The 24890-nt window shown below is 68.5% G+C and carries 20 protein-coding genes and 1 pseudogene; 7 read left to right on the plus strand and 14 right to left on the minus strand.

Annotated elements, in window-relative coordinates; translation table 11 throughout:
* Nucleotides 1–2 precede the first annotated feature (2 nt).
* Both G369_RS0118470 and G369_RS0118475 read left to right on the plus strand, forming a co-directional pair.
* The gene (locus G369_RS0118470; RefSeq protein WP_019655508.1) at nt 3–611 is read left to right on the plus strand and encodes a glutathione S-transferase; all 609 of its coding nucleotides are present in this window, start codon (nt 3–5) and stop codon (nt 609–611) included.
* 94 nt (nt 612–705) lie between these two features.
* A complete protein-coding gene (locus G369_RS0118475; RefSeq protein ID WP_019655509.1) occupies nt 706–1419 on the plus strand; it encodes an SDR family oxidoreductase in 714 nt (237 codons plus the stop codon).
* On the opposite strand, the gene G369_RS0118480 is transcribed toward G369_RS0118475, so the two are convergent.
* Entirely contained in the window at nt 1403–2353 is a 951-nt protein-coding gene (locus G369_RS0118480; protein WP_019655510.1) for an AraC family transcriptional regulator, read from the minus strand. The two genes, G369_RS0118475 and G369_RS0118480, sit on opposite strands and share 17 nt — an antisense overlap.
* Before the next feature lie 79 nt (nt 2354–2432).
* Between G369_RS0118480 and G369_RS0118485 the strand changes: the two genes are divergently transcribed.
* Entirely contained in the window at nt 2433–3644 is a 1212-nt protein-coding gene (locus G369_RS0118485; RefSeq protein ID WP_019655511.1) for a multidrug effflux MFS transporter, read from the plus strand.
* Between the two features lie 73 nt (nt 3645–3717).
* Complete coding sequence (locus G369_RS0118490) at nt 3718–4335, plus strand: class I SAM-dependent DNA methyltransferase (RefSeq protein WP_020723157.1); 618 nt, start codon at nt 3718–3720, stop codon at nt 4333–4335.
* A gap of 19 nt (nt 4336–4354) precedes the next feature.
* Here G369_RS0118490 and G369_RS0118495 read toward each other — a convergent pair.
* The 13 genes and pseudogenes from G369_RS0118495 to G369_RS0118555 form a co-directional block, all read right to left on the minus strand.
* Nucleotides 4355–4993, minus strand: a pseudogene (locus G369_RS0118495) (ABC transporter ATP-binding protein); the annotation flags it as partial.
* Between the two features lie 210 nt (nt 4994–5203).
* The gene (locus G369_RS0118500; protein WP_019655514.1) at nt 5204–5959 is read right to left on the minus strand and encodes an ABC transporter ATP-binding protein; all 756 of its coding nucleotides are present in this window, start codon (nt 5957–5959) and stop codon (nt 5204–5206) included.
* On the minus strand, nt 5956–6936 hold the full coding sequence (locus tag G369_RS0118505) for a branched-chain amino acid ABC transporter permease (protein ID WP_019655515.1): 981 nt from the start codon (nt 6934–6936) through the stop codon (nt 5956–5958). Before G369_RS0118505 ends, G369_RS0118500 begins: the two co-directional genes overlap by 4 nt.
* Entirely contained in the window at nt 6933–7853 is a 921-nt protein-coding gene (locus G369_RS0118510) for a branched-chain amino acid ABC transporter permease (RefSeq protein ID WP_019655516.1), read from the minus strand. Before G369_RS0118510 ends, G369_RS0118505 begins: the two co-directional genes overlap by 4 nt.
* A 6-nt stretch (nt 7854–7859) precedes the next feature.
* The gene (locus G369_RS0118515; protein ID WP_347876440.1) at nt 7860–8333 is read right to left on the minus strand and encodes a DpnI domain-containing protein; all 474 of its coding nucleotides are present in this window, start codon (nt 8331–8333) and stop codon (nt 7860–7862) included.
* Entirely contained in the window at nt 8318–9523 is a 1206-nt protein-coding gene (locus G369_RS0118520) for an ABC transporter substrate-binding protein (protein WP_019655517.1), read from the minus strand. The genes G369_RS0118515 and G369_RS0118520 overlap by 16 nt, the downstream gene beginning before the upstream one ends.
* 155 nt (nt 9524–9678) lie before the next feature.
* Nucleotides 9679–9918, minus strand: a complete 240-nt coding sequence (atpE, locus tag G369_RS0118525; RefSeq protein WP_012745530.1) for a F0F1 ATP synthase subunit C — start codon at nt 9916–9918, stop codon at nt 9679–9681.
* 262 nt (nt 9919–10180) lie between these two features.
* A complete protein-coding gene (locus G369_RS0118530; protein WP_019655518.1) occupies nt 10181–14887 on the minus strand; it encodes an RICIN domain-containing protein in 4707 nt (1568 codons plus the stop codon).
* 238 nt (nt 14888–15125) lie between these two features.
* Nucleotides 15126–15977: a class I fructose-bisphosphate aldolase gene (locus G369_RS0118535; protein WP_019655519.1), complete on the minus strand. Its 852-nt coding sequence runs from the start codon at nt 15975–15977 to the stop codon at nt 15126–15128.
* Between the two features lie 48 nt (nt 15978–16025).
* Entirely contained in the window at nt 16026–17039 is a 1014-nt protein-coding gene (locus G369_RS0118540; RefSeq protein WP_019655520.1) for an aldo/keto reductase, read from the minus strand.
* The gene (locus tag G369_RS0118545; protein ID WP_019655521.1) at nt 17036–18085 is read right to left on the minus strand and encodes an ABC transporter permease; all 1050 of its coding nucleotides are present in this window, start codon (nt 18083–18085) and stop codon (nt 17036–17038) included. Before G369_RS0118545 ends, G369_RS0118540 begins: the two co-directional genes overlap by 4 nt.
* Nucleotides 18082–19605: a sugar ABC transporter ATP-binding protein gene (locus tag G369_RS0118550; RefSeq protein WP_019655522.1), complete on the minus strand. Its 1524-nt coding sequence runs from the start codon at nt 19603–19605 to the stop codon at nt 18082–18084. The genes G369_RS0118545 and G369_RS0118550 overlap by 4 nt, the downstream gene beginning before the upstream one ends.
* A complete protein-coding gene (locus G369_RS0118555) occupies nt 19602–20648 on the minus strand; it encodes a substrate-binding domain-containing protein (RefSeq protein WP_019655523.1) in 1047 nt (348 codons plus the stop codon). The genes G369_RS0118550 and G369_RS0118555 overlap by 4 nt, the downstream gene beginning before the upstream one ends.
* Before the next feature lie 180 nt (nt 20649–20828).
* Between G369_RS0118555 and G369_RS0118560 the strand changes: the two genes are divergently transcribed.
* The 3 genes from G369_RS0118560 to G369_RS0118570 are packed head-to-tail and all read left to right on the plus strand — an operon-like array spanning nt 20829 to nt 24879.
* Nucleotides 20829–22361, plus strand: a complete 1533-nt coding sequence (locus G369_RS0118560) for an FGGY family carbohydrate kinase (protein ID WP_019655524.1) — start codon at nt 20829–20831, stop codon at nt 22359–22361.
* Nucleotides 22358–24127 carry a glycerol-3-phosphate dehydrogenase/oxidase gene (locus G369_RS0118565; RefSeq protein WP_019655525.1) on the plus strand — a complete coding sequence of 590 codons (1770 nt, stop codon included), beginning with the start codon at nt 22358–22360 and terminating at the stop codon, nt 24125–24127. The genes G369_RS0118560 and G369_RS0118565 overlap by 4 nt, the downstream gene beginning before the upstream one ends.
* Nucleotides 24124–24879 carry a GntR family transcriptional regulator gene (locus G369_RS0118570; protein WP_019655526.1) on the plus strand — a complete coding sequence of 252 codons (756 nt, stop codon included), beginning with the start codon at nt 24124–24126 and terminating at the stop codon, nt 24877–24879. The genes G369_RS0118565 and G369_RS0118570 overlap by 4 nt, the downstream gene beginning before the upstream one ends.
* Nucleotides 24880–24890 lie beyond the last annotated feature (11 nt).

Raw genomic sequence — 24890 nt, forward strand, 5'->3', positions numbered from 1 at the left:
TCATGAAAATCTTCTTCTCCCCCGCTTCCCCCTTCGTGCGCAAATGCATGGTCGTGGCCCACGAACTGGGCATCGCCGACCGCATCGAGAAGCTGCCCAGCGCGGCCGGCCCGGTGAAGCGCGACGCCACCATCATCCCGAAGAACCCCCTCGGCCAGGTGCCGACCTTCATCACCGACGACGGCCAGGTGCTGTTCGACAGCCGCGTGATCTGCGAGTACCTGAACGCCACGAAGTCGGGCAAGCTGTTCCCGGCCGACGGCTCCGAACGCTGGGCGCGCCTCACCGAACTCGCGCTGGCCGACGGCATGACCGGCGCCGCATTGCTCGCACGCTACGAGAACGTGCTGCGCCCCGAGGAACTGCGCTGGCCCGACTGGACCGAGGGCCAGCTCGCCAAGGTGCACACCGGCCTCGAATGGCTGGAGACCGCCGCGCCTTCCTTCGGTGACCGCGTCGACATCGGCACCATCGCCTTCGGCTGCGCGCTGGGCTACATGGACTTCCGCTTTCCCTCCGTGGACTGGCGCACCGGGGCGCCGAACAGCGCGAAGTGGTTCGAAGCGTTCAACCGGCGGGCTTCGATGCAGGCGACCCTGCCTGCGGCCTGACATCGCCCGGCCCTCACCGGCCCTCGGCCTCATCTGGCAGGAGACCGGATTCCTTGGCTAAATGCGGTCTCTCGCATGAACCAAGGAATCACGAATGTCTTCTGAAGACCAGAAAAAAGTAGCCATCGTCACCGCGGGCGGCAGCGGCATGGGGGCCGCAGCAGCGCGCAAGCTCGCGGACGACGGCTTCCGCGTAGCCATCCTGTCGTCGTCGGGCAAGGGCGAGGCGCTGGCCGCCGAACTCGGCGGCATCGGCGTGACCGGCTCCAACCAGTCGAACGACGACCTCAGGCGCCTCGTCGACAAGGTCGTGGCCCAGTGGGGCCGCGTCGACGTGCTGGTCAACAGCGCAGGCCACGGCCCGCGCGCGCCCATCCTCGACATCACCGACGAAGACTGGCACCGCGGCATGGACGTCTACCTGCTGAGCGCTGTGCGTCCCGCGCGGCTCGTCGCGCCGCTCATGGTGCAGCAGGGCGGCGGCGCGATCATCAACATCTCCACCTTCGCGGCCTTCGAGCCCGACCCGGTGTTCCCCACCTCGGGCGTGTTCCGCGCCGGCCTGGCGGCCTTCACCAAGCTCTTCGCCGACACCTATGCAGCGAAGAACGTGCGCATGAACAACGTGCTGCCCGGCTTCATCGACAGCCTGCCCGAGAAGGCCGAGTTCCGTTCGCGCATTCCGATGGGCCGCTACGGCAGGAGCAGCGAGATCGCCGCCGTCATCGGCTTTCTCGCATCCGAAGGCGCGGGCTACATCACCGGCCAGAACCTGCGAGTGGACGGCGGCATCACGCGCTCGGTGTAGCCGCGCCGCGGCTCAGCGTGCGAAAGCGCCCGGGGCTCTCGCCCACCATCCGCCGGAAGGCGGCGCTGAAGGCGGTTTCCGACTGGTAGCCGATGCGCTCGGCGATGCGCGCAATGGCCTCGTCGCTGTGCCGCAGCGCGTTGCGCGCCACCGTCATGCGCCAGCCGCCCAGGTAGTCGAGCGGCGTCGATCCCGTCAGTGCCTTGAAGCGCACCGCGAAGGCGGTGCGCGACATGCCCGCCGACTGCGCGAGGCGTTCGACGGTCCATGGGTGCGCGATGTCTCCGTGCATGCGCGACAGGGCCTGGCCGATGCGCGCGTCCGCCATCGCGCCCAGCCAGCCTTCGGGCTGCGGCGCATTCGCCAGGTACACGCGCAAGGCCTGAACCAGCACCAGCGAGGCGAGATTCGTGCGGGCGATCGACGCGCCCGGCCGCATCTCGGCCGTCTCCCAGCCCAGCAGGTCGAGCAGCCCCACGAGCGGCCGCGCGCCGGGGTCGCTCGCGCGCAGGTGGATCAGCGGCGGCAGGTGGCGCAGCAGCAGTTCGCCGGCTTCGCTGTCGAGCGTGAAGCGCCCGCTCGCCATGCTGACCGGCTCGGCGTCGCCTGCACCGCGGCCGTCGTAGCGCAGCACGCCGTCGGGCCCGCGGTGGTCGCGGCTGACCTGCATGCCGTCCTGCACCGGGCCCGGCGGATCGCTGGAGGAGGTGAAAGGCTGGCCGTTCGTCAGCAGGTAGAAGTCGCCCGTCTCCAGCAGGACCGCCGGGCCCCTGTTCTCGATCTGCAGCCTCACGCGGCCCGTCAGCACGCCGCCGAGCTTGATGTGCGAGTCGTAGTGCGGATAGCGGAATGCCCACCGGCCGCGTCCCTCGAAGCGCGAGGAGAGCGTGCTGTTCACCGTGAGCATCGACAGCACATCGGACAGGGGATCCATGGCTTCTTGTGTACGAATGAATAAGAAAAGCGGTCTCTTCATTATTCAATCATTCAGTTCGACGCGCGACCATCGGCTCATGTCCTCATCGAACGATCAACTTTCACGCTACGCCATCGTGCTGGGCCTGCTCACCGCGATCGGACCTTCCGCCATCGACATGTACCTGCCCGCGCTGCCTGCCATCGGCCATGCGCTCGGCGCCGATGTGCATTCGGTGCAGGCCAGCCTGATGGCTTTCTTCATCGCGACCGGCGCGGGCCAGCTCGTGGCCGGTCCGCTGTCCGACATGTTCGGACGCAAGCGGCCGATGTACGTGGGCCTTGCCGTGTTCGTCGCGGCGAGCATCGGCTGTGCACTGGCACCGGACATCGGCGTGCTGATCGCCTTCCGCTTCCTGCAGGGACTCGGCGCCTGCGCATGCATGGTGACGCCGCGCGCGGTGGTGCGCGACCTGCACACCGGCACCGAGGCGGCGCGGCTGATGTCGCTGCTGATCCTGGTCTACAGCGTGTCGCCGATCCTGGCGCCGCTGGTGGGCAGCTTCGTGGCCGAGGCCGCGAGCTGGCGCGCGGTGTTCTGGGTGATCGGTGCGCTGGCGGTGCTTGCCGCGGCGATGGTGGCGGTGCTGCTGCCCGAGACACGGCCGCCCGCCGCGCGTGCGCAGGGCAGCCTGCGCGGCGCGATGGCCGCCTATGGCGCCCTGCTGCGCGACAGGCACTTCCTTGCCGTGGCTTTCATGGCCTCGCTCACGCTGTCGGGCTTCTTCGTCTACGTCGCGAACTCGTCGTTCGTGATGAGCACGCACTACGGCATTTCCCCACGCATGTACGCCTTGCTGTTCGCGTCGAATGCGGTGTCGATGATCGTGGTCTCGCAGGCCAACGGGTGGCTCGCCGCGCGCTTCGGCATCCGGCGCGTGCTGCGCACGGCCGTCATTGCGCATGCCGCCGTCACGGGGCTGCTGCTGGTGCTGACACTGGCGGGCGTCGACCGGCTCGACGTGCTGGTCGGCATGCTGGTGGTCGTCTACGGGCTCAACGGCGTGATCGTGCCTTCGGCATTCGTGGTCGCGATGGAAGGGCATGCCGCGCGCGCCGGCACGGCTTCGGCGCTGCTCGGCACGCTGAACTTCGCGGGCGGCGCGGTGATGGTGGCGCTGGTGTCGCCGTTCGCCGATGGCACGCCGCTGCCGATGGTGGCGGGCATCGCGTGCTGCTCGGCCGTCGTGCTGGTGCTGGCCCTGCGTGCGCTGCGGCCCGCGCACACGGCGGCACCTCTCAATGCCTAGGCCGCTTTCCTAGTGGGCCTAGACTGTCCATCCAGGTCCCGCCGGATGTCCGATGGGGCCGGAAAGGCTGCTCATGAAGGTCCCTGCACAGGCGCTGGAGAGATCGCGCCGCACCATCCAGTCCTACGATGCGCATGCCCGCGAATACAACGCGATCGTGGCCGAGCACCCGCTGCAGCCCGAAATCGCGGATTCGATGCGGCGGATGATGGAGTACGTGCCCGCCGGCGGCAGCGTGCTCGAGATCGGCTCCGGACCGGGGCGGGACGCCGACTTCGTCGAGTCCCTGGGCGCGGTGGTCCGTCGCACCGACGCGGCCCAGGCATTTCTCGATCTGCAGGCGCAGCGGGGCAGGAAGGGCGAGCTGCTCGACGTCGTCACCGATGCGCTGGGCGGGCCCTACGACGCGGTCCTCGCGATGTGCGTGCTGATCCACGTCGATCGCGCGCAGGTCGCCGCGGTGCTGCACAAGATCTTCGGCGCGCTCAGGCCCGGCGGCGTCTTCCTGGTGTCCATGCGCGTCGGCGAAGGCGAGAAGCACGGCGACTACCACACCGTGTGCTGGGAGAAGGAGCGGTTCGCCGCGGCGCTCGTGGCGGCCGGGCTGCATCCCTGCTGGGAGATGGAGCGCATCGGCCGCAACGACGAGGCCTGGGTCTACTTCCTGGCGCGCCGGCCGCAGCAGCCGTGAGCACGCGGCGAAGCCGCTGCTACACGCCCAGGTAGCGCGTCCACAGCGACCGGTCGCCATCCAGCGCGGCCGAGTCGCCCTGCCACACCACGCGCCCGCGTTCGAGGATCACATGGCGGTTGGCCAGCGGCAGCAGGCGCTGCACGTACTTGTCGACCACCAGGATCGCCTCGCCTTCCGCCTTGAGCGTGGCGATGCAGTTCCATATCTCCTCGCGGATCACCGGTGCCAGGCCTTCGGTGGCTTCGTCGAGGATCAGCAGGCGCGGGTGCGTCGACAGCGCCCGCGCGATGGCCAGCATCTGCTGCTCGCCGCCCGAGAGCTGGTTGCCGGCGTTGGCCTTGCGTTCCGACAGGCGGGGGAACAGGCCGTAGAGCGCATCGAGTGTCCAGCGCGGCGCGCTGCCGGGGCGCGGCCTTGCGAAGGCGCGCAGGTGCTCGTCGACGCTGAGGTTCGGAAACACGTGGCGGCCCTCGGGCACGATGGCCACGCCGCGGCGCGCGATGGCGTCGGGCTTGTGGCCGTCGATGGCCGCGCCGCCGAAGTGCACGCTGCCGCGCATCGGCGGGAGCGTGCCCGTCAGCACCTTCAGCAGCGTGCTCTTGCCCATGCCGTTGCGCCCGAGCAGCGCGAGCACTTCGCCGGGGCGGATGTCGAGGTCGATGCCGAACAGCACCTGGCTTGCGCCGTAGCCGGCTTCGATGGATTTCGCTTCTAGCAGCATCTCGGTGTCTCGTCGTTCACGGCCGTTCGAAGCGGGCGTTTTCATCTCGGGAAACACCGTGGAACCGGCTCCGCCGGGCCGCAGGTGTTGCCCCCGGAAGGGGGTGGGCGAAGCGACACGAAGTGCGCGCAGCCTGGGGGCGAGTCATGTATGCCCCTCTGCTTCGGTGCCGAGGTAGACGGCCTGCACGTCGGGGTGTCCCCGCACTTCGTCGGCCGTGCCGCTCATCAGCACCTTGCCCTGCACCAGCACGGTGAGCCGGTTGGCGAGGCGGAACACCGCGTCCATGTCGTGCTCGATCAGCAGGATGGCCATCGACGCGCGCAGCGATTCGATCAGCTCCACCATGCGCGCCGATTCGTCGGGGCCCATGCCTGCCATCGGTTCGTCGAGCAGCAGCAGCTTGGGTTCGGCAGCGAGCGCCAGCGCCACGTCGAGCGCGCGCTGCGCGCCGTGCGGCAGCGTGCCCGCGATGCGTGTGCGCTCGGCGCCGAGACCGACGCGGTCGGCCAGCGCCATGGCGCGATCGACGAGGTCGCGCTCCTTCGCGCGCGGCGCCATGAAGCGCAGGCTGCTGCCCGCATGGGCCTGCGCCGCGAGCATCAGGTTGTCGTGCACGGTCTCCTTCGGGAACACGCGCGTCACCTGGAAGCAGCGCGACATGCCGGCGGCCACGCGCTGGTGGTCCTTCAGCTTCGTGATGTCGACCTCGTCGAGCAGGATGCGCCCGGCATCGGCCTTCAGCAGGCCGGTGATCAGGTTCACCAGCGTGGTCTTGCCGGCGCCGTTCGGTCCGATCAGCGCATGCACTTCGCCGCGCTCCACGGTGAGGCTTACATGGTCGGTCGCCAGCAGTCCGCCGAAGCGCTTGACCAACCCTTCGATTCTGAAAAGGCTCATGACTTGCTCCCTCGCCCCTCTGGGGAGAGGGTTGGGGTGAGGGGCATGCGGCGCTTGTACAGTGCGGCCAGTCCCTTGGGTGCCCACAACGCCACGGCGATCAGCAGCAGCCCCAGCGGCATGTGCCAATGCTCCGTGTGCTGCTTCAAGGCTTCTTCGAGCACCAGCCAGACGGCGGCACCCACCGGCCCGCCCCAGCTGCGCCCGAGCCCGCCGATGACCACCATCACCAGCAGCGTGGCCGACTGCGTCCAGTGCATCGTCGCCGGGCTGACGAAGCCGTTGCCGCCTGCGAGCAGGGCGCCGGCCAGCCCCGCGATGGCGCCCGCGATGGTGAAGGCCACCAGCTGCAGCCGGAACACCGGATAGCCCAGCGCCCGCATGCGCGTCTCGTTGTCGCGGATGCCCATCAGCGCATGGCCGAAGCGCGAGCGCGTCGCGCGGTGCAGCCACCACAGCGCGAGCGCCACGATCGCCAGCACCACCCAGTAGAAGTTCGCCTCGCTGCCCAGGTCGAGGCCCGGCAGCAGCGCGGGGCGCGACATCAGCGTGTAGCCGTCGTCGCCGCCATAGCGGCGCAGCGACACCACCACGAAGTACAGCATCTGCGCGAAGGCCAGCGTGGTCATGATGAAGTACACGCCGCGCGTGCGCAGCGCCACCGTGCCGATCAGCGCTGCGACGATGCCGGCCACGAGCGCGGCCGCGGGCCACATGAGCCAGCCCGACATCACGCCCGCGTCGCTGAGCGCCACCACCGTGTACGCCCCCACGCCGATGAAGCCCGCGTGCCCCAGCGCCACCATGCCGCCGAAGCCGAGGATGAAGTTGAGGCTCGCGGCGGCCAGCGCCACGACGAGCACGCGGCGCACGAAGCCGATGTAGAACTCGAGCCCGAAGACGGGCGCGACCAGCGGAAACGCGGCGAGCAGCACGAAGAGCAGCCCGAGGCCGATGTAGCTTGACGATGTCTTCATGCGCGTGCCGAGAAGAGCCCCGAGGGCCGGAAGATGAGGACGACCACCATCAGCGCGTACATCGCGACTTCGGCGAACAGCGGGCCCAGGTCCGCCGCGGTCGCGGGCGGCAGCGTGGCGCGCAGCAGCATCGGCACGAAGGCGCGGCCCACGGTGTCGACCACGCCCACGAGCAGTGCGGCCACGAAGGCGCCGCGCACCGAACCGATGCCGCCGATCACCAGCACCACGAGCGCCGGAATCAGGATCGCCTCGCCCATGCCGACCTGCACCGCGACGATGGGCCCCATCAGCGCGCCCGCTAGCGCGGCCAGCGCCGCGCCGAGAAGGAACACTCCGTTGAAGATGCGGCCCACGCGCACGCCCATCAGCTCGGCCATGGGCCGGTCGGAGGCGCCCGCGCGCACCCGCATGCCGATGCGCGTGTGGTTCACCAGCAGGTACAGCGCCAGCGCCACCAGCAGGCCGCCGACGAGGATCACGAGGCGATAGGCCGGGTAGGGCAGGCCCTCCACGAGGTCGATCGGGCCCGAGAGCGCGGCGGGCGTCGGCGCCATCACCGGCGAAGGGCCCCAGGCCATCTTCACGATGTCGTCGGCCACCAGGATCACGCCGAAGGTGGCGAGCACCTGCGCGAGGTGGTCGCGCGTGTAGAGCCGTCGCATCAACAGTACTTCGAGCAGGAGTGCCACGATCACCGTGACCGCCACCGCGATGACGATGGCCGCCGCGAACGAGCCGGTGCGCGTGTGCGCCTCGGCCGCCACGTAGGCGCCGGCCATGAAGAGCGAGCCGTGCGCGAGGTTCAGCACATCCATGATGCCGAACACCAGCGTGAGCCCCGCAGCCAGCAGGAACAGCATCAGGCCGTAGCCGAGGCCGTTGAGCAGTTGCTCGAGAACAAGGATTCCGGTCATATCAAGTTAGAGCAGCCGAACAAGGGCACCTTCGGGGATGGCCGAGAGAACGTAGACGAAGCCTTGCCATCCCGCTCTCTTGGCAGAGGAAGAAAGCGGTGCACGCGCGGCAAAGAGCGCGGGGCTTTGAAAGTCCGAGGGCAAGTAGTAAATGGCAGTCTCCGTCGGAGACTTCAATACGAGAAACAGCGGGAAGTAAATTCCCGCATCCATTCGTTCTCTTTGTGGTCCCCAGGCCGCTCCGAGGATCTGCTTGGGCATGGGAGCCAGCTTGCGCACAGACATTGACTTAACTTGCGCAAGATAGCCGCAGAAGTCACAAATGAGGTCTGCGCACTTGAAGTTCGCGGGTAGACGCTTGAGCGTCTTGGATCTTTTGCAGCTTGGGCATGCGCACTTCTTGGAGACCTCGGTCTCTCCCCATGCACCAAGCTCTTGCTTTGCTGTCGCCACAGGGGTTCGGCTTACTTCAATGGGCACTTATCTGCGTAGCTGTCGCCGTAGTTCGTGAGCACGGTGTTGATCAGCTTGTTCGTGACCTTGCCCTGCGCATCCTTGCCGATCACGCGCAGGTAGAAGTTCTCGACGGGATAGTGGTTGTTGGCGTACTTGAAGTTGCCGCGCGTCGAGGCGTAGTTGGCCTTCTTCAGCGCGGCCACCACGGCTTCGCGGTTCTGCGCGTTGCCTCCGGCCTGCTTCACGGCGGCGTCCATCGCGAGGATAGCGTCATAGGCCTGTGCCGCATACACCGACGGGTAGCGGCCGTTGTATTCCTTGCGGAACGCGGCAACGAAGGCCTTGTTGGCGGCGTTGTCGAGGTCGTGCGCCCAGTGCGAGGTGTTGAACAGGCCGAGCATGGGCTCGCCCACGGCGCCGATCACGTCCTCGTCGGCCGAGAAGCCGCTGGTCACGAGCGTGATGTCCTTCGACAGGCCCGCACCCACGAACTGCTTGATGAAGTTGATGCCCATCGCGCCGGGCAGGAAGAAGTAGATCGAGTCGGGCTTGGCCGCGCGCAGCTGCGCGAGTTCGGCCGCGTAGTCGATCTGGCCGAGCTTGGTGTAGAGCTCGTCGGCCACCTGGCCCTTGAACTGGCGCTTGAAGCCGCCCAGCGCGTCCTTGCCGGCCGGGTAGTTGGGAGCGATCAGCACGATCTTCTTGAAGGCCCGGTCCTGCGCGAACTTGCCTGCGGCCTCGTGGAACTGGTCGTTCTGGTAGGCGGTGCCGAAGAAGTAGGCATTGCACTGCGCGCCGGCGAACTGGCTCGGGCCGGCGTTGGCCGAGAGATACGGCACCTTGGCGTTGAAGAGGGTCGGGCCCACGGCCAGCGCCACGTTGGAGCCGATGGGGCCGCTGAACAGGTCGATCTTGTCGCGCTGGATCATGCGGTCGACCAGCTGCTTGGCCTGGTCGGGGCTGCCGGCCATGTCGGCCTGGACGAACTCGACGTCCTGCCCGCCGAGCTTGCCGCCCAGCTGCTTGATGCCGAGCGCGAAGCCGTCGCGCGCCTCGGCGCCCAACGCCGCGAAAGGTCCGGAGATGTCGAGGGCCAGGCCCACCTTGACGGGGGCGGCGGTGGCGGACGCCGCGGTGGCGAGGACCGAGCCGCACAGCAGCAGCGAGAGCAGGGTGCGCGGCAGCGCGGGCGACTTCGGGGGCAGGTGGCGCATGGATTCTCCGGCGGGAAGGATGCAGACAACGCACCGGCACCGCCCCATGCGGCACCGGCGACATCAAACCGTTGATAGCTAAATACTTTAGCTGTAAACAATTTGGTGTCAACAGTGCTAGCACGAATGGTGCCAATGCGCCGTCTCCTTCCTGCTCAGCCGAAGGGGTTGGCGGTCGCGAACCACAGGCCGATGCCGGTGGCGATGATGAACGCGCCGTCGGTCACGCCCGCCACCAGGAAGAACTTGGTCTGCAGCGTGTCGACCAGCTCGGGCTGGCGCGCGGTGCTCTCGAGGAACTTCTGGCCGACCAGCCCGATGCCCAGGCACGAGCCGAGGGCTGCGACGCCGATCAGCAGGGCCACTGCGAGGGGAAGGATGTTGAAGCCGGTCATGTGTTTTCTCCTGGTTGGTTGGTGAATCGAGGCACTGGTTGCTTCCTCGATGGACGTACTTTCCCAGAGCGCCTGCGCACGGTCCATGACGTGGGAAGTCATGGCCGGCGCGCAGCAGATGCAACGCCACAAAGAAAAAAAGCCGCCCGTGAAAACGGGCGGCTCCTTCGCGGAACATCGCGGAACCGGCTTCGCCGGGCCGCAGGTGTTGCCCCCGGAAGGGGGGTGGCGAAGCGACACGAAGTGCGCGAAGCCTGGAGGTCTACTGAAGCTGCGTCCAGTTCTGGTTGTTGCCGCCGTTGCAGGTCCAGGTGATCAGCGCCGTGTCCTGCGTCGTCGCGTTGTTCGGCACGTCCAGGCACGAGCCCGAGGCCCGGTTGCGCAGGGTCGAGCCGACCAGGCTCCACTGCGTGGTGGTGCCGGCCGAGCAGGCCAGCTGCACCACCGCGGCGTTGGTCGTCGCGGTGCCGCTCTGGGCCAGGCACAGACCGCTGTGCTCGACCTTGAACTGCACGAAGCCGTCGTTGGTCTGCGTCATGGTGAAGCGCTCGTTGCCGTCGTTGCCGCACGGCCACTGCACCACCGTCGCGCCGCTCGCCGTCGAGGCGCCGCGGACGTTCACGCACAGGTTGCTGTGGTTCGAGCGGATGCGCGAGACCACCGGCGTCGGGTCGTTGTCGAGCGAGCGCACGTATTCGCGCAGCGCCACCACGTCGTTGGCCGGCAGGCTGGAGGCATTGCCGTGGCCGCTCGTGAGGACGTCCTGCAGCGTGGCCGCCTGGCCGTTGTGGAAGAACGCGGTGGTGTTCCAGGTGCCCAGCAGCGTCGGCGTGTCGAAGCCCACGCCCGCCAGCGGCTGGTTCAGGCCCTTGCCCGAGGAGGCCTGGATCGTGCCCACGTCATGCCGCACGCCGTCGCGGAAGGTGGCACCGGTGTGGCAGGTCGCGCACTGGGCCGTGTTGAACACGGTCTGGCCGCGCGCCGCGTCCACGCTGAGGCTGCCGTCCGCCGCACGCGCCGGGCTGCGCATGTACTTGGTCAGCGAGCTCAGGTAGGCCGCGAGGTCGTCGAGCTGCGCGCTCTTGCCGGCCTTGGGCGCGCCCAGCGGGTCGGAGGTGGCCGCGAAGTCCGCGTTGGTCAGGAAGCCGAGGCCGCCGAACTCGTTGCGGATGTCGTTCTCGAAGTCCTGCACTTCGTCGAAGTTGGCCGTCCAGTGCAGCTTGCCGTGGCCCAGTCCGCGCCGGCCCTGCAGGCTGATGGTGCGGCGCAGGCCTTCGCCGCGCTGGGTGAAGTCCCACACCATGCCGTCGTCGCCGCCGTCCGCATGGCAGCTCGCGCAGGAGATGTAGTTGTCCTTGCTCATGCGGCGGTCCGACGCGTTGTAGAACACCTGCTTGCCGCGCAGCGCCGCCGCCGACATGGGTTCCGCCGCCACGGTCGACACCGTCTGCAGGAAGGTCGGCACGTTGCTTTCCGACGAGAGCACCGATGCCACGTCATGCACCGTCACCGAGCGCGCCAGGAAGTTGTTGACGAACAGGCGCTTGCGCACCGCGTCGAGGTACAGGCCGTGCGGCGCGCTGCTGGCGTTGATCTCGCCGCGCACCGCGCGGCTGTACGGATCGACGATGGCGACGCGGTTGCCTTCCATCTGCGCGACGAACAGGTAGTCGCCCGAGGGGGAGAACAGGGCCGCGCGCGCCGGCGCCCGGTCGTCGAAGTCGATCTGCTCGGCGAACACCTCCGCCGCGGTCTGCAGGTTGACCTGCGACAGGATGGAGCGCACCGTCTGGTCGTGCACCAGGTTGTTGCCGTCGCGGAATTTGCCGCGCACGATGTTGTCCTTCTTCGAGGGCAGCACCGCACGGGCGCCGTCGGGCGAGATCACCACCTGGCTCAGGTAGTTGGCCACGCCGCGCGCACGGTTCTCGGTGTCGATCGTGGTGGTGTCCACCGGCAGCGCGATCGTGCTCATGGCGCTCATGCTCTGCAGGTTCACCTTGTGCAGCTGGCCGCCCGTCATCTTCGACTTGAAGCGCGTGACGTAGGCCACCTGCGAGCCCGACTCGACCGCGATGCCGCGCAGCGCGCCGTCGAGCGCGACCGCGCCGGTGGTGGCGCCGGTGCTCGGGTTGAAGCTCATCAGTATCGACTTGCTCTCCATCGTCAGCAGGCCCTTCGTGCCGTCGGGCGTGAAGGCCACGCCGTAGGGGCCGCTGCCGTAGGCCAGCGGCACGGTGGCCGAGAGGCTGCCGTCGGCGGCGTTGAGCGCCACCAGCTTGTCCTCGCCCTGCACCGTGACCCAGATGCGCCCGTCGGGGCCCACGGCCAGCGTCTTCGGCTCGTCGCCCACGCGCACTTCCCAGCGCTTGACGAGGCTCTGCGAGTCGATGGCGGCGACCGTGCCGCTGTCGGGGTTGACCGAATACACCGAGTTCGCGTCGCCCGCGATGTTGGTGCTGTGCGTCGGCGCATTCGGCGTCATCGGCATGATCACCGTGAGGTTGTAGGTGTAGAAGGTTTCGCGGCCGCTGGCGTCCTTCACCGTCAGCGTCACCGTGAAGTGGCCGGGGCGCGTGTAGGTGTAGGTGTAGTTCGGCTGGTTCGCGTAGGCGGTCTGCGTGCCGTCGCCGAAGTTCCAGCGGTACTGCGCGCCGCTGCTGCCCAGCGTGGCCGGGTTGAACACCAGCTGGCCGTTGACCAGCTTCGGACCGCCGCCGATGCCGGGGTCGCCGATGATGGCCTGGCTGCGCAGCGTGCTCACGTCGGTGTCGCTCAGCACGCGGCCGTAGACGCGCACTTCCGCCAGCGTGCCCTTGAAGAGCGCCGTGTTGCCCTGGATCTGGCCGAGCACGGCGAACTTGTTCGACAGGCCCTTGTTGCCTGTGGGGCCGGTGGAGGTGGTCTTCACGCCGTCCACGTACAGGGCCTGCGCGCCGGAGGCGGCGTCGCGCGTCATCACCACGTGGTGCCAGTTGCCGTCGTTCACCGCCGCGGTGGAGACGGTGCCGGCATCGTTGCCCACCGAGAGCTTGATGCGCCCGCCGTTGTCGAGCCAGCCCCAGAAGACATCGTCGGCGCCGCCGGACTGGTCGCGTCCGAAGATGCCGGGCGCCGTCCAGGAGTTGGCTCCGCCTGCCTGCGTGGTCTTCATGTAGAGGCTCACCGAGGCGCTGCCGCCGAGCACCGTCGCCACGCTGTCGCTCTTGAGCGTCACGCCCGCCGTGCGGTTCGCGAAGTTCAGGCCGATGCTCTCGAAGGCGTCGCCGGTGGCGGGCGTGCCGTTGTTGTTGCCGATCTGGTCGGAGAGGTTGCCCGCCAGCGTCCAGTGGTGCATCAGGCCGATCTCGGCGGCGTTGCCGGTGTGGAACACCGACTTGTAGTCCGCGGCGATGGCGTTGCCCGCATAGTCCTTCACGCCGTTGGCCGGCAGGAACACTTCATAGCTGGTGCCGGGCTGCAGCGGCTGCGCGGGGTGGAAGTTGATGATGCCCAGCTGCACGCTGTAGGTGCCCGCCAGCGTGTTGCCGCCCACCGGGCGCACGATGAAGGTGTTGGAGTTCACGCTGTCGGGCAGGATGCTGTCGCTCATGCCCAGGCCGATGCGCGAGGTCAGCGCCTGCTGCTTCGCGTTGTTGGCGGGCGAGACCTGCCGCACCTCGGGCTTGGTGGTGTCGGGGTCGACCTGGTGCACGATGAAGCCGCTGCCCGAGCCGTGGTCGTTGCCCACGAACACCAGATTGCCGAAGACCGCGACCTGGCCGTTGTCCGAGTGCGAGAAGTTCGGATCGTCCTCGCGCAGGATGCTGCCGCGGCCCACCTCGACGTGGTTCAGCGGATTGCTCACGTCGACCTTGTGGATGCGCGTCTGCGCGCCCTGGAAGACGTAGCTGTCCTGCGTGGCGCAGTAGAGCTGCTCGTCGACGACGAGGCGGTTGTCCTCGGCCACGAACTTGGAGCGGTCGCTCAGGTCGTAGCTGTACATCTTGGCGCCGCCGCCGCGCGCCGATGCGTGCAGGGTCTTGCCGTCGAAGCAGGTGGCGTAGTAGTTGGGGTTGGAGCCGATCGCGTCCAGCACCTTGGGGTTCAGCGGATCGGAGATGTCGAGGCTGGAGAAGCCCGCGGTGTTGTCCATCGAGCTCAGCACCATGTGGTTGCCGATGGTGAAGATCGGGCCGACGCGGAAGCCGCCGAGTTCGCCCGTTGGCACAGGGTTGGGCTTGTTCGCGCCGCGGTTCGCCACCACCGCGTTGGCCGGGTCGGAGGCATCGACGATGAAGATGCCGCGGCCCGCCGAGGCCACGTACACGTAGGGCGCCTGCCACCACAGCTGCCAGGCCACGTTCTCGTAGTCGCCGCCGTTGACGCCGGGCAGCGCGAGCTTCTTCACCTGCTTGATGTCGTTGACGTCGGTGAAGTCCCAGAACTCGATGCCGTTGATGCTCGGCAGCGTGACGTAGGTCTTGCCGCCGATCTTCGCGGTGCCGAAGGAGTGCGTCTCGCGGAACTCCTGCGTGCGGCCCTCGGGCTCGTAGATCTTCTTCACGAGCTTGATCTGGCGTGGGTTCGAGATGTCGTACAGCAGGAAGCCGCCCGGGCCGAGGCCGCTGTCCGGCGCGAAGGACGTCAGGAAGTAGCCGTTGATCATGATGCCCGCGTTCATGCCGTAGTCCTTGCGGCCCGGGTAGGTGGCGGGCACCTCTCGCGACTCGTAGGCGTTGCTGTGCGCCGGGTCCAGCGGGTGCGCGGCGCTCGTGATCATCGAGACCGGCTTGAACAGCTCCGCCGAGGTGTAGGTGAGATTGCCCAGGCCGGGCCCCTGCAGCGGCAGCGGGTCGGCCACGGCTTCGGCCATCGCCGTCGCCATGTTGCTCAGGGTCGTCATCGCACTGACCCCGGTGATTGCCGCGTGCGTCAGCAGCGTGACGAACGGCAGCAGGAACGCCATCAAGTAATACCGGATTTTCATCGTTGCCTCCAGGTTGTTTGAAGTCCGCAGGGGAACCGTTTTCTTCTTGGCCAACTAACTTCCGTGTCCGTCTTGTCTTGTTGTCTTCTTGTCTCTCTCTTCTCCTCCTTGCCGCCTGCCGCGCGTGGGATGGAAAACGCGCGCGCAGGACGTACCCCGGCGGGCGACGCATCCGCCGCCCGCCGTGAGGCTTTTCTTCCTTGTTTCCTCCTCCTAGAGAGGGCGCGTCTTCGTCATGTCATTTCGCGCCACCCGATTCGTAGATGTCCCATGCCTCCTTGGCGCTCGCGCCGCGGTGGATCATGGCCATCAGCGCGTCCACCACCGCCGACGGATTGCCGTGCTGGTAGACGTTGCGCCCGTACACCATGCCGACGGCGCCTTCGTCCATCAGCACGCGCGAACGCGCGAACACCTGCTGCAGGTCCTCGCGGCCGCCGCCGCGCACGAGCACGGGGCAGCGCGCGGCCTGCACCACGCGGTGGAAGTCCTTGGGATCCGTGGTGGGGTCGGCCTTGACGATGTCTGCGCCCATGTCGCGCGCCAGGCGCACGAGCGTGACGATCTTCTCGGCATCGCCGTCCACCGAGTAGCGGCTGCCGGCCGACGGTGCCTGCATCACCAGCGGCTCGATCATCAGCGGCATGCCGTAGCGGTCGCAGTCGGCGCGAACGCGCGCGATGTTCTGCACGCACTGGCGAAACAGGTCGGGCTCGTCGGGCAGCATGAAGAGGTTGACCACTACGCAGGCGGCATCCTGCTGCACGGCGGGCAGCACCGGGTCGTGCTCGTTCTGCAGCACCGCCCACATCACGCGGTGGCGCGTGGCGTTGTAGGGGTTGCCCATGTCGATGCGCATCACGAGGGCAGGCTTGTCGCGGCCCGGGCGGTCCTGCAGCAGGTCCGACTGGCCGTAGTTGAGCTGAATCGCGTCGGGGCGCGCGGCCACGAGGCGCTCCATCACCGCGGGCATGTCCTCGAGGCCTTCGAGGAAGGTGGGCTCGTTGCACACGCCGTGGTCGAGCGCGATGTCCAGGCAGCGCCCGTTGTTGAGCAGCCGGTTCAGGCGTGCGGTCTTGTCCTTCGACATACGGAGAGAAGTCCTTGCTTGTTGATGTGTGACAGAAGAGAGGAGGGCTTAGCCGAGCGAGCCCAGGTGCCTGCTCGCGGCGCCGTCGATCAGCTCCAGCGCCGCGTCGTGCAGGCGCACCGAGCCGGCGCCCGCGTTCTCGATGGCCTGCTTGCTCGCGCGAGCGCCGCACAGCGCCACCGACACGCTGCCGCGCGCCAGCGTCCAGGCGATCATGAGTTGGCCGAAGGAGCATTCGAGCTGCCGGCGCAGCGGCTCCAGCTCCTCGAAGAAGGCCTTGAGCTTCGCGCGGTTGTCGGCGCTGAAGCGCGGGTTGGTCGCGCGCTGGTCGTCGCCGGTGAACTTGCGCTCGGGGTCGATGGGGCCCGCGAGCAGGCCCAGCGCGAGCGAGGAGTAGCCCAGCACCGCCACGTTGTTCTCCGTGCAAAGCGGCACCAGCGTCTGCTCGATCTCGCGGTCGATCAGGCTGTAGCGTTCCTGCGCGGCATCGACCGGGCCGTATTGCAGGTATTCGGCCAGCGTCTCGGGGCTCACGTTGCTCACGCCGATGGCGCGGATCTTTCCCTGCTTCTTGAGCTCGAGCAGTGCGTCCATGGTCTCGGCCACGGGCGTGGTGGCGTCCTGCCAGTGCGTGATGTAGAGGTCGATGTAGTCGGTCTGCAGGCGCTTCAGGCTCTCTTCTGCCTCGTGGATGATCGACTCGCGCCCGAGGTAGCGGTACACCGGGTGGCCGTCTTCTTCGAAGAAGTGCGTTCCCTTCCGGGTGTGCCACACCAGCCCGCACTTGGTGGCGATCACCGCCTCGTGGCGGCGGCCCTTCAGCGCGGTGCCGACGATGCTCTCGGAGCGGCCCAGCCCGTAGGCCGGCGCGGTGTCGATCAGGTTCACGCCCGCATCCAGCGAGGCATGGATCGCGAGCACGGCGGCCGCGTTGTCGCCGCCGCCCCACATCCATCCGCCCATGGCCCAGGTGCCCAGGCCGATGGCCGAGCACTCGATGCCAGAGGGGCCGAAGGTGGTCTTCTTCATGGCCGATGCGTTGCTGGTGCTGATGTTGTTCATCGCTTGGTCTTTCTCGTGTTCATGAGGTGGTCGATGGTCACGGCCGCGAGCAGGATCACGCCCTTGATCACGTCCTGCCAGTAGGGCGAGACGTCCAGCAGGATCAGCGAGCTGGTCACCACCGACAGCAGCGCCAGGCCCAGCACCGCGCCGAGCACCGTGCCCGAGCCGCCCTTGAGGCTGGCGCCGCCGATCACCGCTGCGGCGATCACGTTGAGCTCCATGCCCACGCCGAAGGTAGGCGTGGCGGCGCCGAAGCGCGCGGTGTAGATCACGCCCGCGAGGCCGGCCGATGCGGCGCACAGCACCGTGACCCAGAACTTGACGTGGCCCACGCGGATGCCCGAATACAGCGCCGCCTTCTCGTTACTGCCGGTGTAGAACACGCGGCGCAGCAGCGAGGAACGGCGCAGCACGAAGTCGCTCACCACCACGATCGCCAGGAAGATCAGGATCACCGCCGGAACGCCGAAGAGCGTGCCCTGGCCGATGAACTTGAACTCGGCCGGCAGCGAGAACAGCGACTGCGGCGTGCCCTGCGTGAGCGCCAGGCACAGGCCGCGCACGATCACCATGAAGGCCAGCGAGGCGATGAAGTGGTTCAGCCCGATGCGCGTGACGCAGCCGCCGATCATCGCGCCGATCATGGCGCTGGCCGCGATGGCGATGAGCCCCGCCGTCCACGGATCGAAGCCCATGAGGAAGAGCTTGCCGGTGATCACCATCGCGAAGCACACCACCGAGCCCACCGACAGGTCGATGCCGCCGACGATCAGCAGGATGGTCATGCCCACCACCACGATGCCCTCGATGGAGAACGACAGCAGCATCGCGCGCACGTTGTCCCAGGTGAGGAAGTAGGGCGATGCGAAGCTCATGCCCACGCACAGCGCGGCGATGATGATCAACAGGCCCAGCTCGCGCATGCTGGCGAGCCTGCTGGCGGGTTTCACTGGGCCTCCTTTCGTTCCTCCTCCTGATCCCTCGGTCGTCTGCGGCGGCGTCAGGCCCGCGGCGCCCGCGTCCAGTTGTGCTGGGTAGTTCATGCTGTCGTTTCCTCTTCGCAAAGTCCGGAGGCCAGCCGCAGCAGGGCCTCTTCCGTCATGTCCTTGTCTTGCACCTCGCCGGCTAGCCGGCCGTCGCGGATCACCAGCGCGCGGTCGCACAGGCCGATGATCTCGGGCAGCTCCGAGGAGATCACGATCACGCCCACGCCCTGGCTGGCCAGGTCGCGCAGGATGTGGTGGATCTCCGACTTGGCGCCCACGTCCACGCCGCGCGTGGGTTCGTCCATCAGCAGCACCGACGGGTTGGTGGCCAGCAGCTTGGCGATGGCCACCTTCTGCTGGTTGCCGCCCGACAGGCTCGCCACGTCGATGTCCACGCCGTCCGACTTGAGCTTGAGCCGCGCACCGAGGCTGACGGCCAGCTTGTGCTCGGCGGCGCGCTGCAGCAGGCCGAAGCGCGAACTCACGCGCGCGAGCGCCATCGACGCGATGTTCTGCGCGATCGGCAGCTCCAGGTACACGCCCGCCGCCTTGCGGTCCTCGCTGAGGTAGGCGATGCCTTCGCGCAGCGCGTCGCTGTACTTGCGGATCGTGAGCGGCCTGCCGCGCAGCCGCACGCTGCCGCTGCGCGCGGTGCGCAGGCCGCAGATAGTCTCCGCGAGCTCGCTGCGGCCGGCGCCCATCAGCCCCGCGATGCCGAGGATCTCGCCGCGCCCGAGCCTGAACGACACGCCGTGCACGCGCTCGCCGTCGGCGATGTCGGTCACCTCCAGCACGTGCTCGCCCGATGCCGGTTCTTCCTGCTTCGGCGGGTAGTAGTTGCCCAGGTCGCGCCCGACCATGCGTCGCACCAGGCCGTCGGCATCGAGCTCGGCCAGCGGGCCGGTGTGCACGTGGCGGCCGTCGCGCAGCACGGTGACGCTGTCGCAGTGCGCGAAGATCTCCGCCATGCGGTGGCTGATGTAGATGATGCCGATGCCCTGCGCCTTGAGGTCGTGCAGCACCCGGAAGAGCGCGGCCGATTCGTTGTCGGTGAGCGCGGCCGTGGGCTCGTCGAGGATCAGCACCTTGCAGTCGAGCGTGAGCGCCTTGGCGATCTCGATGAGCTGCTGCGTGGAGATGCTCAGGTCCTTCACCAGCGCGGCGGGGTCGATGTCCTGCCCCAGCCGCTGCAGCACCTTGGCGGCGCGTTCGTCGAGGCTCGCGTAGTTCATCCACGCGCTCCTGCCGGCGTTGATCTCCGGCATGAAGATGTTCTCGGCCACCGTGGCGTCGCCGCACAGGGCGATCTCCTGGTGGACCAGGCCGATGCCCAGGCGCATCGCGTGCGCGGGGCCGTCGATCACCACCTTCTTGCCGTCGAGCGAGATCGCGCCCTCGTCCGGCTGGTGGATGCCGTCGATGATGTTCATCAGCGTGGACTTGCCCGCGCCGTTCTCGCCGCAAAGGGCGTGGATCTCGCCGCGGCGCAGCGAGAAGTCCACGCCCGTGAGCGCGCGCGAAGCGCCGAAGCGCTTGCTGATGCCGCGCAGTTCGAGCAATGCGCCCACTGCGTTCACTCGCCGATTCCCTTGGTGCCGCGGCGGGCGAGGTACTTGTCCCAGTAGAAGTCGTCGGCGTTGGCCTTGCTGACCACCGACAGGCCGTTGTCCAGGAAGGGCACCGACATCGGGTTGGTGCCGTTGCGCTTGGCGTCGTTCATCGGGTCGATGAGGCCGGGGTTCTTGGCGAGGAACAGCATCATCATGCCCATGTAGCCCTGCATGCCCTGGTTGGGGTTGATGGCGCCGAACACGTCGCCCGACTTGATCATGTCGAGGATCTTGGCGTTCACGTCGCAGCACATCACCTTGATGTTCTTCTTGGTCTCCACCTTGGCCTGCGCCGCGCCGAGGGCCGAGTTGGCCTCGGGCATGAACAGGGCGCCCAGGTTCGGGTTGGCCTGCGCGAGGCTCAGCACCGCCTGGTAGGCCTTGTTCGGGTCCTGGTTGCTGGCTGCGCGGCCCACCAGCTTCATGCCGGGGTGCTTGGTCTTCATGCGGTTGATGAAGGCGGCGATGCGGCGGTCGTGGTTGTCCTGGCCGGGGTTCTCGAGCACCGCGTATTCGCCCTTGCCGCCCAGCGACGCGGCGATGGCGTCGGCCGCCTGGTTGCCCTCGCGGTCGTTGTCGGAAGTGACGAAGGAGGTGCGCTTGGAGTTGGGCGAGTCGGCCGCGAAGGTGACGACCGGGATGCCCATCGCCGCGGCGCGGTTGATCGGCTCGATGAACGGGTCGGGGTTCATCGGGTGCAGCAGGATGCCCGCGGGCTTGCGCGCCAGCTCCTGCTCGAAGGACGCGAGCTGCTTGTTCACGTCGTACTCGGGCGTGCCGGTGTAGCGGGTGCGAACGCCGAGCGTGCGGCCGAGCTGCTTCATCATTTCGTAGACCGGGAACCAGTACTCGACCCCCGACACCATCACGTTCATCACGTAGACGTCGCTGGGGTTGCCGCGCAGGCCGCCGCCGGCGGCGGGGGCTGCCGCCTGCTGCTGCGCGAATGCGCTCGCGCCGGCCAGGCCGATGCCGGCGGCCGCGGCGGACTTCAGGAAATTACGCCTCATTCTTTGTCTCCTCACGTTGGGTGCACAGCTTGTGGATGCCGCTTTTCAGGGCAGCTCTCGGAACCGCTTTGTCACATAAGTTGTTATGACAGGCTAGAATGTACGCGCTGGCCATTTGGAGGGATAACTAGGGGAAACGCTACTGGCAGGCCGCTTTTATTCAGCCGAAGCTGTTATGACATGAAGCCCAACATACTGATCGGCATCGACATGGGGTCGAGCAGCCTGAAAGCCCTGGCCCTCGAAGCCGGGAACGGCCGCAGCGTCGCCCTGTCACGAATGCCATTGCCGCACGACCGGCTGCCCGGAGGGGGATGCGAAGTGGGGGCCGCGGCCATCCGCGCCGCATTGACCCACGTGCTGCGCGACGTCGCCCATCAACTCGGAGACCGCGTGTCGGAGGTCCGCGCCATCGGCTGCACCGGCCACGGCGCCGGGCTCTATGCGCTCGACGCGCGCAACGAGCTCGTGGGCGGACGGGCAGTGGCCTCCACCGACCAGCGCGCCGACGCGCGCGCCCGCTCCCTCGCGCTCGGCCACGGCCCGGCGCTCTTCGCCGACGTGGGCTGCCAGCCCTGGCCCGGCCAGCCCACGGTGATCGCGGCCGAGCTGCTGGGCACCGACGCCGTGCAGCGCGGCGCGGTGCGCCGGCTGATGTTCGCGAAGGACTACCTCGGCTTCCTGCTGACGGGCGAGATCGCCACCGACGCCAGCGACGCGAGCACGGCCGGGCTGGTGTCGATCGAAACGGGCACGTGGTCGCAGGCGGCCTTCGATGCCTCGGGCATCGCCGATCTCGGGCCGCGCGTCTTCGGTCCGCTGGTGCCCAGCGGCGAGATCGTCGGCAGCCTGCGGCCTTCGGAGGCCGCGCTGTGCGGCCTGCCCGCGGGCATTCCGGTGGCGATGGGCGCCATCGACCTGCTGGCCTCGATGACCGCGATCTGCGCCGAAGGGCGCTCGCGCGCGGTGTCGGTCTTCGGCACCTGGTGCGTCAACGCCGTCATCGGGCCGGTGATCGAGCCCAAGCCCGCCGTGGCCGCCGTCGTCAACTTCGGCCGCGGAGACAAGCGGCTCTACATGGAGAACAGCCCCTCCTCGATGGCCAACATCGCGTGGCTGGCCGGCGTGCTCGGCCTGCCCGATGCGCGTGCGGTGGTCGACCTCGCGATGTCGGTGCCGCTGGGCGCGGGCGGGCTGCGCTTCCTGCCTTTCGTGAACGGAGGCGGCGGCGTGACCGCGGGCTTCGTCGGCCTCAAGAGCCATCACACGCGCGGCGACATGGCGCGCGCGGTGGTCGATGCGGTCGCGGCGCTGCATGCGCGCCACATCGCGCGGCTCACGGCCTGCGGGCTGCCTGTGTCCGCGTGCACCGTGCTTGGCGGCGGCGCGAGCGACACCCGCCTCGTGCGCCTGCTCGCGGGCCTGCTCGGCCATCCAGTGGAGCGCTGCGCCGACGACGAGACCGGGGCGCGCGGCGCCGCCATCTACGCCGCCATGTCGCAGGGCATCGACCGAGCGGAGCAAGGCAGCGCGCTGCTCGCGCCCTGCGACACCGTCGAACCCGACGCCGCCCTGGCGCGCGCCCATGCCGACTTCAACGCCGGCTTCAACGAACTGATCGACACCATGTCTCCTGTGTTTTCCCATCTGGCGGGCGGCGTGACGGCCGCCGCCGGCAGCACCGCAGCGCGCTGCGCGGAGGTCTCCCGATGAGCGCGTGGCAACTGCCCTTCGTGCGCCCCGCGTCGCTCGCGGACCGACATTTCTCCACCGTCATCGTCGGCGCCGGCATCAACGGCGTGGGCGTGTTCCGCGACCTGTGCCTGCAGCGCGTGGACTGCCTCATCGTCGACAAGGGCGACTTCAGCGCGGGCGCCAGCAGCGCGCCCTCGCGCATGATCCACGGCGGGCTGCGCTACCTGGAGAACGGCAGCTTCTCGCTGGTGGCCGAGGCCACGCGCGAGCGCAACCTGCTGCTGCGCAATGCGCCGCACCTGGTGCAGCCGCTGAAGACGGTGGTGCCGCTGTCGAGCTTCTTCGGTGGGCTCATGAGCAGCGCGCTGAAGTTCTTCGGCCGCAAGCCGCCGCAGCGCACACGCGGACTGCTGGCGGTGGCCGCGGGCCTTCGCCTGTACGACCTGCTCGGCCGCCGCCAGCGCGTGATGCCCAACCACCGCATCAGCCGCGTTCCCCCGGGCGACCGCAGCCTGTTCCGCTCGGCGGTGCGCTGGACGGCCACCTTCTTCGATGCGTGGATCAGCCACCCCGAGTGGCTCATCCTCGAACTCATCGGCGACGCCTGCCGCGACCAGCCGCGATCGGCCGCGGCCAACTACTGCCGAGTGATGGGCTGCGCCGGCAACATCATCACGCTGCGCGACGAGATCACCGGCGCGCTGGTGCGCGTGACGGCCGACACCGTGGTGAACGCCAGCGGCGCGTGGCTCGACCGCAGCACTGCGGTGCTCGGCGGTGCCGGCCCGCGCGTGATGGGCACCAAGGGCTCGCACCTCGTGCTCGACCATCCCGCGCTGCGCGACGCGCTGCAGGGCCGCATGGCCTACTTCGAGGCGGTGGACGGGCGCGTGTGCATCGTCTACCCCTTCCTCGACCGCGTGCTGGTGGGCTCCACCGACATCCCCGTGGACGACCCCGACAGGATCGAGACAGAGCCCGAGGAAGTCGACTACCTGCTCGAAGTGCTGGCAGAGGTGTTCCCCAACCTGCGCTTCGGCCGCGGCGACGTGGTCTACACCTACGTCGGTGTGCGGCCCCTTGCGCGCTCCGACGCCGACAAGCCGGGGCAGATCTCGCGCGACCACTCGGTGGTGCTCGATCCGCCCAGCGCCACGCGCGACATTCCGGTCGTCGGCCTCGTCGGCGGCAAGTGGACGACCTTCCGCGCGCTCGCGGAAGAGGCCGTCGACGAAGTGCTCAAGCAACTGGGCCGTCCGCGAACGGCATCGACGGACATGCTGCCGATCGGCGGCGGCGCCGAGCTGCCGGCCGATGCGCAGGCGACCGAGCGTTTTCTCGATCGCCTGGTCGCCGCCTCCGGCATGAGCCGCACGCGCGCGCAGGTGCTGCTGAAGCGCTACGGATCGAAGGCCCTGCCGCTGGCGCAGCGCCTCGCCGCATCGGGCGACATGCCGCTGCGCCACGCGCCCGGCTATTCGGTGGCCGAGCTTTCGTATCTCTGCCTCGAGACCGGCGTGGTGCATCTCGACGACCTCGTGATCCGCCGCACGTTGCTGGCCATCCGCGGGCTGGTCACCGACGCCGCGCTCGCCGAGATCGCAGGCATCGCCGCCGATGCGCTGGGCTGGGACGCTGCGCAGCAGCACGCCGAGCTGCACGCCTGCGCCACTGCGCTGCGCGAGCGCCACGGCGTGCGGCTTTCGCCGGTGGCCGCCGATGCACCGGCGTCTTTCGATGCATCATTGATGACTCCTCAGGCCCTGGGCCAAGCTTCGACGTGAACTCTCCGACCGAAATTTCGACCGTGCTCGACCGCGACTCCGAGTCCCCGCTGTGGGCGCAGTTCCGCGACGCGCTTCGCATGCAGATCCTGCAGGGCGTGCTGCCCATCGGCGCCAAGCTGCCGTCCGAGGCCGAGCTGGGCGAGCAGTTCGGCATCTCGCGCATCGTGGTGCGCGAGGCGCTGGCCGACCTCGTGCGCAACAACCTCATCTACAAGATCAAGGGCCGCGGCGCCTTCGTGTCGGCGCGCGAGCGCGACGAGGACTTCGTCTCCACCGTGCTCGGCTTCTCCGACGAGATGGAACGCAAGGGCCGCTCGGTGCGCACGCAGATCCTCACGCAGGAACTGCGCGCTCCCACCGAGCAGGAGGCCGCCTCGCTCGGCCTGACCGACGACACGCAGGTGGTGGCGCTCAAGCGCCTGCGCAGCGTCGACGGCGAACTGCGCCTGCTGGTGGAGACCGTGGTGCCCGCCGACCTGGCACCCGGCCTGCACCGCACGCGCCTGGACGACCGCTCGCTCTACGACGTGCTGCGCCGCCAGTACGGCCTGCGCCTGGTGCGCGCCGAACGCTGGATCGACGCCGTGCTGCCCGACGCCGAGACCTGCGACCTCCTCAACCTGCCGCAGCCGGAGCCGCTGCTGCGCATCGAATCGATCGCCTACGGCGCCAACGGCCGGCCGCTGGAGCACTACCGCGCGCTGCACCGCTGCAAGACGAGCCGCCTGCACGTGCAGACGACGACTTGAGAGGCAGGATC

Source organism: Variovorax atrisoli 110B, assembly GCF_000382045.1.
GTDB classification, from domain to species: Bacteria; Pseudomonadota; Gammaproteobacteria; order Burkholderiales; family Burkholderiaceae_C; genus Variovorax; species Variovorax atrisoli.

What these genes read in the sequence shown, in the direction of transcription:
- G369_RS0118520 (WP_019655517.1), bottom strand. Translation starts at nt 9,523, where the DNA reads ATGCGCCACCTGCCCCCGAAGTCGCCCGCGCTGCCGCGCACCCTGCTC.
- G369_RS0118545 (WP_019655521.1), bottom strand. Translation starts at nt 18,085, where the DNA reads ATGAACTACCCAGCACAACTGGACGCGGGCGCCGCGGGCCTGACGCCG.
- G369_RS0118480 (WP_019655510.1), bottom strand. Translation starts at nt 2,353, where the DNA reads ATGGATCCCCTGTCCGATGTGCTGTCGATGCTCACGGTGAACAGCACG.
- G369_RS0118500 (WP_019655514.1), bottom strand. Translation starts at nt 5,959, where the DNA reads ATGAGCCTTTTCAGAATCGAAGGGTTGGTCAAGCGCTTCGGCGGACTG.
- G369_RS0118490 (WP_020723157.1), top strand. Translation starts at nt 3,718, where the DNA reads ATGAAGGTCCCTGCACAGGCGCTGGAGAGATCGCGCCGCACCATCCAG.
- G369_RS0118565 (WP_019655525.1), top strand. Translation starts at nt 22,358, where the DNA reads ATGAGCGCGTGGCAACTGCCCTTCGTGCGCCCCGCGTCGCTCGCGGAC.
- G369_RS0118475 (WP_019655509.1), top strand. Translation starts at nt 706, where the DNA reads ATGTCTTCTGAAGACCAGAAAAAAGTAGCCATCGTCACCGCGGGCGGC.
- G369_RS0118530 (WP_019655518.1), bottom strand. Translation starts at nt 14,887, where the DNA reads ATGAAAATCCGGTATTACTTGATGGCGTTCCTGCTGCCGTTCGTCACG.
- atpE (WP_012745530.1), bottom strand. Translation starts at nt 9,918, where the DNA reads ATGACCGGCTTCAACATCCTTCCCCTCGCAGTGGCCCTGCTGATCGGC.
- G369_RS0118560 (WP_019655524.1), top strand. Translation starts at nt 20,829, where the DNA reads ATGAAGCCCAACATACTGATCGGCATCGACATGGGGTCGAGCAGCCTG.
- G369_RS0118555 (WP_019655523.1), bottom strand. Translation starts at nt 20,648, where the DNA reads ATGAGGCGTAATTTCCTGAAGTCCGCCGCGGCCGCCGGCATCGGCCTG.
- G369_RS0118505 (WP_019655515.1), bottom strand. Translation starts at nt 6,936, where the DNA reads ATGAAGACATCGTCAAGCTACATCGGCCTCGGGCTGCTCTTCGTGCTG.
- G369_RS0118470 (WP_019655508.1), top strand. Translation starts at nt 3, where the DNA reads ATGAAAATCTTCTTCTCCCCCGCTTCCCCCTTCGTGCGCAAATGCATG.
- G369_RS0118485 (WP_019655511.1), top strand. Translation starts at nt 2,433, where the DNA reads ATGTCCTCATCGAACGATCAACTTTCACGCTACGCCATCGTGCTGGGC.
- G369_RS0118540 (WP_019655520.1), bottom strand. Translation starts at nt 17,039, where the DNA reads ATGAACAACATCAGCACCAGCAACGCATCGGCCATGAAGAAGACCACC.
- G369_RS0118535 (WP_019655519.1), bottom strand. Translation starts at nt 15,977, where the DNA reads ATGTCGAAGGACAAGACCGCACGCCTGAACCGGCTGCTCAACAACGGG.
- G369_RS0118510 (WP_019655516.1), bottom strand. Translation starts at nt 7,853, where the DNA reads ATGACCGGAATCCTTGTTCTCGAGCAACTGCTCAACGGCCTCGGCTAC.